Origin of the sequence: Clostridium sp. CAG:43, from assembly GCF_000434655.1 — a bacterium.
GTDB classification, from domain to species: domain Bacteria; phylum Bacillota; class Clostridia; order Lachnospirales; family Lachnospiraceae; genus Otoolea; species Otoolea fessa.
Genome location: NZ_FR895081.1, coordinates 15,568 through 27,592, shown reverse-complemented (window position 1 = coordinate 27,592; position 12,025 = coordinate 15,568). Strand labels below are relative to the sequence as shown.

At 50.8% G+C, this 12,025-nt stretch carries 9 protein-coding genes; 5 read left to right on the top strand and 4 right to left on the bottom strand.

All coding sequences use genetic code 11. From position 1 onward, the window contains the following. Positions 1 to 913 (bottom strand): serine/threonine transporter SstT (gene sstT / locus QVO97_RS06620; protein WP_288189199.1); only part of this gene is annotated, 913 nt, incomplete at its 3' end. Positions 914 to 1,330: 417 nt separating this feature from the next. Between sstT and QVO97_RS06615 the strand changes: the two genes are divergently transcribed. The 5 genes from QVO97_RS06615 to QVO97_RS06595 all read left to right on the top strand — a co-directional run bounded on the left by QVO97_RS06615 (position 1,331) and on the right by QVO97_RS06595 (position 7,338). Continuing rightward, on the top strand, positions 1,331 to 1,840 hold the full coding sequence (locus QVO97_RS06615) for a QueT transporter family protein (protein ID WP_022359584.1): 510 nt from the start codon (positions 1,331 to 1,333) through the stop codon (positions 1,838 to 1,840). A gap of 224 nt (positions 1,841 to 2,064) precedes the next feature. After that, complete coding sequence (gene murC / locus QVO97_RS06610; protein WP_022359583.1) at positions 2,065 to 3,456, top strand: UDP-N-acetylmuramate--L-alanine ligase; 1,392 nt, start codon at positions 2,065 to 2,067, stop codon at positions 3,454 to 3,456. Positions 3,457 to 4,004: 548 nt separating this feature from the next. Further along, positions 4,005 to 5,069: a DnaD domain protein gene (locus QVO97_RS06605; protein ID WP_022359582.1), complete on the top strand. Its 1,065-nt coding sequence runs from the start codon at positions 4,005 to 4,007 to the stop codon at positions 5,067 to 5,069. Continuing rightward, positions 5,056 to 6,048, top strand: coding sequence for an ATP-binding protein (locus QVO97_RS06600; RefSeq protein WP_022359581.1), 993 nt, complete (start codon positions 5,056 to 5,058; stop codon positions 6,046 to 6,048). Before QVO97_RS06605 ends, QVO97_RS06600 begins: the two co-directional genes overlap by 14 nt. Positions 6,049 to 6,156: 108 nt before the next feature. Beyond that, the gene (locus QVO97_RS06595) at positions 6,157 to 7,338 is read left to right on the top strand and encodes a ribose-phosphate pyrophosphokinase (RefSeq protein WP_022359580.1); all 1,182 of its coding nucleotides are present in this window, start codon (positions 6,157 to 6,159) and stop codon (positions 7,336 to 7,338) included. Positions 7,339 to 7,460: 122 nt separating this feature from the next. On the opposite strand, the gene QVO97_RS06590 is transcribed toward QVO97_RS06595, so the two are convergent. The 3 genes from QVO97_RS06590 to asnS all read right to left on the bottom strand — a co-directional run bounded on the left by QVO97_RS06590 (position 7,461) and on the right by asnS (position 11,915). After that, complete coding sequence (locus tag QVO97_RS06590) at positions 7,461 to 9,320, bottom strand: ATP-binding protein (protein WP_022359579.1); 1,860 nt, start codon at positions 9,318 to 9,320, stop codon at positions 7,461 to 7,463. Between the two features lie 5 nt (positions 9,321 to 9,325). After that, on the bottom strand, positions 9,326 to 10,396 hold the full coding sequence (locus QVO97_RS06585) for a metallophosphoesterase family protein (protein ID WP_288189194.1): 1,071 nt from the start codon (positions 10,394 to 10,396) through the stop codon (positions 9,326 to 9,328). A 127-nt stretch (positions 10,397 to 10,523) separates the two neighbouring features. Next, positions 10,524 to 11,915 carry an asparagine--tRNA ligase gene (asnS, locus tag QVO97_RS06580; RefSeq protein ID WP_022359577.1) on the bottom strand — a complete coding sequence of 464 codons (1,392 nt, stop codon included), beginning with the start codon at positions 11,913 to 11,915 and terminating at the stop codon, positions 10,524 to 10,526. Between the last annotated feature and the right edge of the window lie 110 nt (positions 11,916 to 12,025).

Here is a 12,025-nt window from a genome sequence, read left to right as displayed (position 1 = left end):
TCATGACGGTGATGGTAACAGCCGCACCGTTCATATTGATGGTCGCACCGAGCGGGATGGTAACAGAGTAGGTATTTTTGTCCAGTCCCATTTCCTCACAGACTTCCATGTTGATCGGGATATTTGCCGCCGAGCTCCGGGTAAAGAAGGCGGTGACCGCGCTTCGTTTCAGACACTTGAAAATCAGCGGGAACGGGTTTTGGCGGATGCACCAGTATACGAGAATCGGGTTGGTCACGAAGTAGATAAACAGCATCGAGCCAACCAGCACGGCGAGAAGCCGTCCATATTCGGTAAATACCTGTAAACCGTTGGTGGATACAGTGTCAAACACAAGTCCGAGAATACCGAACGGGGCAAAGTTGATGATCCAGGTAACAACCTTGGACAGTGCCGCCGCAAAATTGTCCATAATTTCTTTCGTGCGTTCGCTGGCGCCGCGCATCGCCACGCCGAAGAGAACCGCCCACGCCAGGATACCGATGTAGTTTGCCTCTGCGATGGAGGTGATCGGGTTCTTTACGACATTTAATAAAAGTGTCTGCAGGACTTCTGCGATTCCCTGCGGGGCAGAGGTTTCTTCTGCAGCCTGTGCAAGTGTCAGGGTGATAGGGAACAGTTTACTTGCGACGACCGCGATCACAGCGCCGAGCAATGTGTTGAACAGGTAAAGGCAGACAACGGTGCGGATGATGCCGCCGTGGCTCTGCTTTGCCTGGCAGAGGGAACTGATAACAAGGAAAAATACAAGCAGGGGCGCGATGCCCTTTAATGCGTTGACAAATAGATTTCCAAGGATTGAGAGTCCGACTGCCTGCGGAATCATCATTCCCAGAACAGCGCCGAGAATCATGCCGCCCAGAATTCGTTTAGGCAGGCTGATAGCTGTCCAGCGTTCATAGAGTGCTTTCATAAAATACATACTTCCTTTGTGATGATGAAATGGGGTTGACGAGTGTCGGGGAGCTGAGTCAAATGTGTAAATGCAATATCTCCCGAATGAGTGAGCTGTCTGTGCAGCATCCGGCACAAAATCACGTAGATTCTATTATACAGGAGATAGAAAGAAAGGGAAAGTGCTTTTTTATGGCAAAGTGGTAGAGAAATAAAAAAATGATTTTTGTCTGTTACTGTTCACGCATGTGTGAACAGTAACAGTGGCGATAAGCGAAAAGAAAACTTGTATTTCTATCTGCTCTATGTTATACTCATACCCGTTGCAAAGCCCGCAAAAACAAGGTCTTACAGGGCTGCCGCCGATTTCCGGCGTAAAATGAATCGAGTGTTCGTGACCTTCCACTCGTAAAACAAAACTAAAGGAGAATTGAATATGAAAGAAAACAACCTGAAAAACACGTATTTTCTGGCGTATGGCGCGGCGATCGCGGCCATCTACGTAGCGCTGACGATGGCATTCCAGCCGATCAGCTTCGGACCGGTGCAGTTCCGTATTTCGGAAGCACTCTGCATCCTGCCGTTCTTTACCCCGGCAGCGATTCCGGGACTCTTTGTCGGATGCTTTTTATCCAATCTGTTCTGCGGGGCAGCCGGACTGGATATCGTATTCGGAAGCCTGGCAACCCTGATCGGGGCAGTCGGCTCCTATGCGCTCCGCAAGAGTAAGGTTTTAGTATGTGTACCGCCGATCCTGGCCAACACGATCATTGTACCGTGGGTGCTCCGGTTTGCATACGGCTCTGAGGATCTGATTCCGTTCATGATGCTGACCGTTGGTATCGGCGAGGTGCTGGCAATCGGTGTGCTGGGAAGCATTCTTCTGGCGGCGTTAAACCGTTATAAAACCATGCTGTTCGGCAAGTGTCTGGCAACGGGACGCTAAGAAAAAGACATAACTTAAATGATATAAAAGATGCATGTTACAGACGGATCGCAGTGCGATGGCTGGCGTGTATCTTTTATTTTTTTTTGCCTTATATTGACAATTTCATGTAAAAGAAGTTAAATTAAAAGGACATAAAAACACAATGCCTCGCGGTTCCATATTGTTTTTCTATGGCGTCTGCGAAAACAAAACCGCCTGCGGCGGGGAAGGAATGCACAAATATGAGTGAGAATGTATATCAGATTGATTTTAATAAACCAGAATCCGTCCATTTCATCGGAATCGGCGGTATCAGCATGAGCGGACTGGCAGAGATTTTGATGGACGAGGGATTCACTGTGTCTGGCTCGGACGCACACCGTTCGGAGCTGACCGATAACCTGGAGGCGCGCGGCGCGAAGGTATATATCGGACAGAAAGCGGAGAATATCCAGGATGGCATCGATGTGGTAGTCTACACGGCGGCGATTCACCCGGATAACCCGGAATTTCAGGAAGTAAAACGGCGCGGCATCCCGATGCTGACCCGTGCGGAACTCTTGGGCGAGATGATGCGGAACTATAAAAATGCGATCGCGATTGCCGGAACACACGGCAAAACGACAACCACTTCGATGGTGACGGAGATTTTCTTGCAGGCGAAAAATGACCCGACGATCTCGGTCGGCGGCATCCTTCCGGCGATCGGCGGCAACATCCGCGTCGGCGGACCGGAATTTTTCGTGACGGAGGCGTGTGAGTATACCAACAGCTTCCTATCCTTCTACCCGACGATGGCGGTCATCCTTAATATAGAAGAAGACCATCTCGATTTCTTCAAGGATCTGGCGGATATCCGTCATTCCTTCAAGCTGTTTGCCGAGCGCGTACCGGCTCAGGGCGCGATTGTCATCAACGGCGATATCGAGAACTATCAGGAGATCATAGAAGCGGCAAAAGGCAAGGTTATTACTTTTGGTCACAGCCGTGGCAACGATTACAGTGCCGGTGATATCCAGTATGACGATTACGCGCATCCGTCCTTCGATCTTTATATCGGCGGTGAGAAGAAAGAGCGCCTGACGCTCGGTGTGGCAGGTGAGCACAATGTATACAATGCGCTGGCAGCCATCGCTGTTTCCCTGGAAAATGGCATCTCCATGGACGCCATCCGCGCGGGACTGGCACATTTTACCGGAACCAACCGCCGGTTCGAAAAGAAGGGTGAGGTAAATGGATTTACCATCATCGACGACTATGCGCATCATCCGCATGAGATCGAGGCTACCTTAAAGACGGCGCAGAACTATCCACACAAGACACTCTGGTGCATCTTCCAGCCGCACACCTACACGCGGACGAAGGCATTTCTGCCGCAGTTTGCCGAGGCGCTCTCACTGGCAGATAAAGTCATTCTGGCGGATATCTACGCGGCGCGCGAGACGGACACGCTCGGAATCAGCTCAGAGGATATCGTGAAACTTCTAAAAGAAAAAGGAAAAGAAGCATGGTATCTGCCGACGTTCGATGAAATAGAAAAATTTGTCATGGAACATTGTACACAGGGCGACCTGTTGATAACCATGGGCGCCGGAGACGTTGTAAATGTAGGGGAAAACCTCCTTGCAAAATAGATGCACTCCGAGTGTACATATAGTTATCCACATTATCCACATAGTTTTCAACATATTATGTAAAGGAACTATGTGGATTTTTTGCGCCTAAATGCGGAAATGGGGAAATGCCGAAAATGTTGATAAAATAAGGATTTTGTCGGAGGATGGGTTATTTTTTGAGGATTTTTGAAGGCTTTTTCCACATTATCCACATTATCCACAATTAAAATAGTGGAAAAATTGGTCTAAAAGTGTCGGCCGCGAACCATAATTAGGAGTATTTCATTTTAAAAAAAGGTATGTTATGATAGGAATAGACGCAGTGAGCCTGTGATAAATGGATGAAAACTGTCTTGCCCGGAGCAAAATTGTGGAAAAGTCCGGAAACAAAATCAAAACGGTGGAAAAGTAAGAAAACAGGAAGATTTGGATGGAACAAATAGAGAATATTTCAAAATAAAAGTAAAATACAGCAGTTTGAATGCTTCACACAGCCGCAGGCTGCTGATAGATAAATGGTAACAGGAAATATGAGGACACAGAATGGCTAAGAGGGAAGTTAGAAGATGGGAATAGGACTCAAAAACCGGCTGGCGGTGGGCGCGACGCCGGTTCCGGACGTATTTATTGATACATATATGGCGGGAGCCAGTGGAGAATATGTGAAGGTATATCTGTACCTGCTCCGCCACCAGCAGGAGGAAGTCTCGATCGGACAGATCGCGGACGCGCTCAACCACACGGAGGCGGACGTGCAGCGCGCGCTGGCATACTGGCAGAGAGCCGGGGTGCTGGGAACGGAAGTCGGTGAAGAGGCACAGCGATCGTTTCAGGAGATGCCGGGACAGCAAATTTCACCGGTTTCCGCTTCAACGGAATCCCTGGCAGGTGCTGGTTCCTTTGCGCCATCTGCAAAAACTGCCGCACGGGAAGCCGCAGCCTGCGATATGTCACGCCTGACCTCGGATGAGTCGTTTAAGCAGCTCATTTATATTGCCCAGCAGTATTTAAACAAGCTGCTCACACCGACGGACTGCCAGATTCTTGGAAATCTCTATTCGAATCTGGGATTTTCCGGGGAATTGCTGGAATACCTGATTGAGTACTGCGTGCAGAACCACCACACCAGCCTGCGCTATATGGAAAAGGTGGCACTCGGCTGGCATAAGCGCGGCATCAAGGATGTGGAACAGGCAAAAGCGAGCGGCAGAGGCTACACGAAGGGTTCATTCGCGGTTATGCGGGCGATGGGGCTTTCGGACCGGAGCCCGGCGGAGGTCGAGAGTGAATTTATCGAAAAATGGTTCTGGGAGTACGGTTTCACGCGCGAGCTGATCGTCGAGGCGTGCAGCCGCACGATCCGGCAGATACATAAACCGTCGTTTGACTATGCAGACAAGATTCTGCGGGATTGGAAAAATGCCGGGGTCAAGAGCTTCCGGGATGTGTCAGAGCTAGATAAAAAACGGAAGGAAGAAGGCGGGGCGATGCGCCGGCAGGCGTCTGCAGGCAGCAGCCGTTCTTCCAACCGGTTCCACAATCTGGAGGAACACGGATATGATTACGACGAGATGGTATGGAGCATGATAAACGGAGCGCAGAAGACAGGAGGGGACGATGGCACTCAGTAATTCGCAGTATGAATCGATCATGCGTGTTTATAACCGGACACAGCTTCAGAAGAAACATGAGCTGGACGCGCGGGTTGATGAGGTCTATGAGAAAATACCGGCGGTCCGGGAGATGAACGACGCGATCGCCGCCGCGGCGGTCAAGAGCGCGAAAGAGCTTCTGGCGGGCGATGCGGACGCGGTGAAACGTTTGCGAGGGACAATCGCAGACCTGAAAGAGCAGCGCCAGGTGCTGATGAGCGCCTACGGCTATCCGGCGGACTATCTGGAGATGCAGTATAATTGTCCGGACTGTAAGGATACCGGGTACAAAGACGGTATAAAATGCCACTGTTTCCGTCAGCGGGAGATCGATCTGTTATACGCCCAGTCGAATATCCGGGAAGTGCTGGAGCGGGAGAATTTTTCTCATTTTTCCTATGATTATTTTGATGACACGAAGATCGATCCGCGTAGCGGCAAGACTGCCCGCGCGTATATGGAGCAGGTGACGGCGTTCTGCCACCGCTATGTGGATGGATTTAAAGAAGAAAAGGGAAATATCTTATTTACCGGAAAAACGGGGCTTGGAAAGACGTTTTTAAGCAACTGCATCGCGAAAGAGCTGATTGAGCGCTGTTTCAGCGTCGTGTATCTCCCAGCGGTGGAGATGTATGAGATATTTTCAAGGGACCGCTTCGCAAATGATGCGACCGATGAGGATCGCGACCGCTCCCAGTATTTATTAGAGTGCGATCTGCTGATCATCGACGATCTGGGGACGGAACTGGTGAATACGTTTACGACTTCCCAGCTCTTCTATGTGGTCAACGAGCGCTTAAACCGGAAGAAAGGCACGATCATTTCCACCAATCTGCCGGTCAATGAGATGCGCGACGAGTTTACCGACCGCGTCATGTCACGGATCGTAAGCCAGTATCAGATCATTCCGCTCTACGGCGAGGATATCCGGATACGAAAAAAGCTGGAAAACCGGTAATGGGTTGACTTATAAGGGACATAATGATATAAAAGAGACGTTAGAATGCGCTAACATATGCAAAAAAGCGAATTAACAGAGAGTAAACAGGCTGGAGGAAAATGGAAAATGCTGTACGAAGAGAAAATCATTGAGACGATACCGGTAGGTCCGCTGGGACTGATTCCATTAAAGGGATGTGAGGAACTGGTAGGCAAGGTAGACAAATATCTGGTGGACTGGAGAAATGAGCGCGAGAGCGAGCACAAGACGTCGATCGCATTTTCAGGTTATCAGAGAGACTCCTACATCATCGGGGCAAACACACCGAGATTTGGTTCCGGCGAGGCAAAGGGCGAGATCAAGGCGTCGGTGCGCGGCGATGATCTGTATCTGATCGTGGATGTCTGCAACTACAGCCAGACATATTCTCTGTGCGGCATGGTAAACCATATGTCCCCGGATGATCATTATCAGGATCTGAAACGTGTCATTGCGGCAGCAGGCGGAAAGGCACGCCGTATCAACGTAATCATGCCGTTCCTGTATGAGAGCCGCCAGCATAAGCGCTCCGGCCGTGAGTCCTTAGACTGCGCGCTGGCACTGGAAGAGCTGGTAGATATGGGCGTTGAGAATATCATTACCTTTGACGCACACGATCCGCGTGTCCAGAACGCGATTCCGCTCAAGGGTTTTGAGACCGTTCAGCCGATTTACCAGTTTATCAAATATCTGCTGAAAAATGAGAAAGAGCTGGAGATCGACAGCGATCACATGATGGTCATCAGCCCGGATGAGGGTGGTATGTCCCGCGCTGTCTTCTTCTCCAACGTGCTGGGACTCGACATGGGTATGTTCTACAAACGCCGCGATTACACCAGAATCGTCAACGGACGTAACCCGATCGTTGCCCATGAGTTCTTGGGATCCAGCGTAGAGGGCAAGGATGTCCTGATCATTGATGATATGATCTCCTCTGGCGAGAGCATGTTAGATGTAGCGAAGGAATTAAAGAGCCGCAAGGCGAGAAAGGTATTCGTATGCGCGACCTTCGGTCTGTTTACCAACGGACTGCAGAAGTTTGACGAGTACTATGAGAACGGTCTGATCGACCGCGTCCTGACCACCAACCTGGTATACCAGACACCGGAGCTTCTCTCCAGACCGTACTATATCAGCGTCGATATGAGCAAATACATCGCGCTCATCATCGATAACCTGAACCACGATGCCTCCTTAAGCGAGCTGTTAAATCCGACTGGACGTATCAATAAGCTGCTGGCAAAGTATCGGGCGGGAATACGGGACTAAAAATAGACCTTTAAAATAGAAACAAAAAGAACGTCATTTCCGGACCAATACATGTCAGAAAATGGCGTTCTTTTTAATGTCATAGGAAACAGGCAATGTCACGGTTATGTACGAAAAGAGTCCTACAACCGCACTTCATGCACCGCAGCTCCTTCTTCCTTCAGCACCCGCATCTCCCTCTCATGACAAGTAAATACAAGAATCTGCCCGGAATAGGCGGTTGGCAGCCATTTGAGGACGGTTCTCAGGCGCTCGTCGTCGTAGAGGACGAAGCTGTCGTCAAAGATGAGCGGCAGCCGGTCTGCATCGCCCTGGATAAAGTGGGCGGCGGCGAGGCGCAGCGCCAGATAGATCTGGTCGGCGGTGCCGCTGCTGACCTGTTCAAGCGGGATCAGCTTCCGGCGGGTGTTTAAAAACGCATTCAGGTTCTCATCAATGCTGATGCTGGAATAAATTCCGCCGGTAATTCCGGCGATCAGGTCGGACGCAGTCTTATTTAAGTACAGGCCGAAAGAATCCCGGATGGTCGTGGAAAGCTCTTTTAAGGTATCAAGCGCCAGATCCACGGAGGCGATCTCCTGATGGATGCGTTCATTTTCATTTAAAATGTGTTTGAGCGCCGCTGCACGGTCTTTGCAGGCGGATAAGTGCTCCAGCTTTTTTTCTAACTCCCATTGGACGCGCTGTTGTTCCTCGATGACAAGGCTGCAGTCATTCTGCTTTGCCATCAGCGCCGAGATCTGTTCAGAACGTTTTATCAGTGAATCCTCCGAGTTTGTAACGGCGTGGCAGAGCGTGATGAAGCGGTCCAGCCGCTGGGACAAAAGCTTCATGGGTTCATCCGAAATCTCGGATTCGCCCAGGTGGCGGCGCAAAATCTCCGATAAAACAGAGGCACTTTTCTCCGCCTCCTGCCTGCGGCGGCTCCGGTGCCGTGTGACGCAGATTCCCAGCATGAGAAGCACAAGAGCGGCGACGCCAAAGATGAGGGCGGTGGGACCAGCTCCCAGCCACGGGGACGGAAGCGGGAAGAACGCCAGATATCCGCAGTATGCCGCGCAGATGGCGCAGATCGCCGCTGTGACAAAGAAAAACACCTGAAAAAACCGGGATCCCTTGCTGGAGGAAGACGCCTGTGCATGCTGATAGTCCTGGTAGAGTGTTTCAGCCTGACTGCGGTACGCCTCGATGGACGCCTCGTCCGTAAAGGAAAACTCATCCAGTACCTGACGGCTCTTCTGCAGCCGGTCGGATAAATCTTCTTTTTCTATTTTCTGATGTTCCAGCTCATTTCGGACCGAGTCACGCAGTTTTGAGTATTCCTGTAACTGATTCTCATATTTTGGCGAAGAAAGCTCACGTTCCAGCGTGCGGATCTCGCTAAGAAGGGAGGTATAGTTGACCGAAGCCTCCGGGCTTAACTGGGATTCAAATTGTTTGCGCTGATTTTTCAGATAGGCGGTCGCCTTAGTGATATTGAGCGCCATATTGCCAGAGGTATTCATGTTAGCAATATAGTTTTTCAGTTCTGAAACCATGCCTTCATCGGTCGCACTCTTTAACTGGCTGATGCTGATGGTGTTGTTGTACATGGTTTCACTCATGCCGCCCAAGATTTCCTGCAAAACGGCGCAGCCGTCCGGTTCCTCGCGTCCGGTCATCTCGTTGATGACGGTAAATTCCTTCTTATTTTTCTGGAACGAGCGCTCGATCCGGTAAATGGTGCCGTCGTCGGATTCAAGCCGGAGCTGCCCCTCGTAGGTACCGCTGTTTTCCCACGGCTCATATTTGCTGTAGATGTCGTTTCTGGCGGCGCGCCCCCTCTGACGCTCGATGCCGAAGAGCATGCCGCGGATAAAGGTGTGGATCGTGGATTTGCCGGCTTCATTTTTACCGTAAATGACGTTTAACCCATCCTCAAAGGAGACGGCTGTGTCATGAAATTTTCCAAACCCACTGATATAAAGATCAAGAAAACGCATGGAAGCTAACTCCTTTCATCGGTGGTGAGAAGCAGGGCGTGGATGCCGTAAAACAGCGCCTTTTTCTCCACCGGACTCATGTCCGGTTTTTTCAGTGCCTGGATGTAAAAGCCGATCATATCGCTTGGATGCTCGGCAAACAGGGCGGAAAAATCGTATTGCGGTTCCGTCTCATCGATGATATCTGCGATGCGGAAACGCAGCTTTAAGGCGTCCAGCTCGAAGGAAATATCGGGATCGCGCATGCCCTGCACCTTGAAGCGGAAAATATTGTCATTGCCGCGCTGTTCGATCTCATGGGCAATTTTTAAGTACAGCTCCGTGTTGGTCGTATCCGGCGTGACGCGGACGATGAGCGGGATGTAGCGGAGCTTCGCCATCGGAATAAAGTCCAGTGTCGTTACCTGACCGTTTTCCGGGTCGATCTCGCCGTAAAGGATACCGTGCCTGCCGGTCTCGGTCTTATCAAGCGGCTCCGGGGAACCGCAGTATGCCATCTTTTTGTCCAGTAGGATCTCTGGCCTGTGGATGTGCCCCAGTGCGATATACGAAAATCCGGAGGAAGCCAGCGCCGCCCGGTCGATCGGGACGTGGTTTGCGTCGCCGCCGTGCCCCAGCAGAATGTGGATTTTTCCATCCTCCGGCGCTTCAAGAGCATCAAGGCGCGGCTCCGGGATCTCCGCAGTATAGTAAGAAAAGCCGGTCACCTCGGTGTTGATATCCTCAAAATAGACGGATGAGACATCCTCACTTTCCAGAAACGTCACGTTGGAAGCCCAGGAAAAGCTTAAAACAGCTGAATTTTTGCGGATCCGGTCGTGATTGCCCGCAATGATGACAACCTGTGTCTGCGGGATCGTGGAAAACAGGTAATTGACCTCTTTCAGGTCGCGTAGCAGCGGCTGGCGGTGGAACAGATCCCCCGCGATGAACAGGCAGTCCACGCGCAGCTCCTTTGCCTTGGCGATGATGGCGGTAAACGTATCGCGGATATCGCGGCTGCGCTCCCGGCTCCAAGGCTTGTCGCTGTCCGGGGACATGCCCCAGTGGATATCGCCGGTATGGATAAATTTCACATTCTCTCCCCCTTTCAGGAGTCTGTCACTCCGTATGTACAGATTGAAATAATAATAGAAAAGGGACTGCTGCAAATAGCAGAAAGCAGATTCCAGTATTTGCGACAGCCCCATAGTTGCTTATTGTTTACAGTTCACAGTTGTTTACGGTTCTCGGGAACGGGATGACATCACGGATGTTGGAAACGCCGGTTAAGTACATCACGCAGCGCTCGAATCCAAGACCAAATCCGGAGTGTCTTGCGGAACCGTACTTACGCAGATCCAGATAGAAACCGTAGTCCTCCTTTTTGAGTCCAAGCTCGTCCATACGCGCCTCTAACTTCTCTAAGTTGTCCTCTCTCTGGCTGCCGCCGATGATCTCGCCGATGCCCGGTACGAGACAGTCCATCGCTGCAACGGTCTTGCCGTCCTCGTTCATCTTCATGTAGAATGCCTTGATCTCCTTCGGATAATCGGTAACGAAGACCGGTTTCTGGAAGATCTTCTCGGTTAAGTAGCGCTCATGCTCGGTCTGTAAGTCACAGCCCCAGAATACCTTGTAGTCGAATTCGTCGTTGTGCTCTTCGAGGATGCGGACAGCCTCGGTGTAGGTTACATGACCGAACTCGGAATTTAATACGTGGTTTAAGCGGTCAAGGAGTCCCTTATCGATGAACTGGTTGAAGAAATTCATCTCTTCCGGTGCGTGCTCTAAGACGTAGCGGATGACATATTTTAACATATCCTCGGCAACTTCCATGTTGTCGTTCAGATCCGCAAATGCCATCTCCGGCTCGATCATCCAGAACTCAGCTGCATGACGGGTCGTGTTGGAGTTCTCTGCGCGGAAGGTCGGTCCGAAGGTGTAGATATTGCGGAATGCCATCGCGTAGGTCTCGCCGTTTAACTGACCGCTGACAGTTAAGTTAGTTGGTTTTCCGAAGAAATCCTGAGAGTAGTCAACCGTGCCGTCGTCCTTTTTCGGAACATTGTTCAGATCCATCGTGGTAACCTGGAACATCTCACCGGCGCCCTCGCAGTCACTTGCGGTAATCAGTGGAGTGTGGACATACACGAAATCGCGCTCCTGGAAATACTGATGGATCGCGTAAGCTGCCAGGGAACGTACACGGAACACAGCCTGGAAGGTGTTAGTTCTCGGACGCAGGTGGGAGATGGTACGCAGATACTCAAGGCTGTGGCGTTTCTTCTGAAGCGGATAATCCGAAGCGGACGGTCCCTCAACGGCTACCTCGGTCGCCTGAATCTCGAACGGCTGCTTTGCCTCCGGGGTTGCAACCAGGGTACCTTTTACGATAATGGATGCGCCTACGTTTAACTTGGAGATCTCCGCAAAGTTCGGCATTGTATCATGGTAAACAACCTGAAGCGTCTCAAAGTAGCTGCCATCGCTCACAACGATGAAGCCAAAGTTCTTGGAACCGCGCACGCTTCGTACCCAGCCGCCGATCTGAACTTCTTTGTCCAGATACGTCTCTCTGGAACGGTAAATTTCTCTTACAGTGGTTAAATTCATCTCAGTAAACTCCTTATTTTGCAAAATAAACTTTCTCATGCGGACTGCCCTGCAGTGTGCAGACCGTGTTTAACTTTCATTATACTGTATTTTCCTTGTAGATTCAAGGG

Bases quoted from the DNA above. Each gene is read 5' to 3' on its own strand.
- QVO97_RS06615 (WP_022359584.1), top strand. From the start codon at position 1,331: ATGAAAGAAAACAACCTGAAAAACACGTATTTTCTGGCGTATGGCGCG.
- murC (WP_022359583.1), top strand. From the start codon at position 2,065: ATGAGTGAGAATGTATATCAGATTGATTTTAATAAACCAGAATCCGTC.
- QVO97_RS06605 (WP_022359582.1), top strand. From the start codon at position 4,005: ATGGGAATAGGACTCAAAAACCGGCTGGCGGTGGGCGCGACGCCGGTT.
- QVO97_RS06600 (WP_022359581.1), top strand. From the start codon at position 5,056: ATGGCACTCAGTAATTCGCAGTATGAATCGATCATGCGTGTTTATAAC.
- QVO97_RS06595 (WP_022359580.1), top strand. From the start codon at position 6,157: ATGCTGTACGAAGAGAAAATCATTGAGACGATACCGGTAGGTCCGCTG.
- QVO97_RS06590 (WP_022359579.1), bottom strand. From the start codon at position 9,320: ATGCGTTTTCTTGATCTTTATATCAGTGGGTTTGGAAAATTTCATGAC.
- asnS (WP_022359577.1), bottom strand. From the start codon at position 11,915: ATGAATTTAACCACTGTAAGAGAAATTTACCGTTCCAGAGAGACGTAT.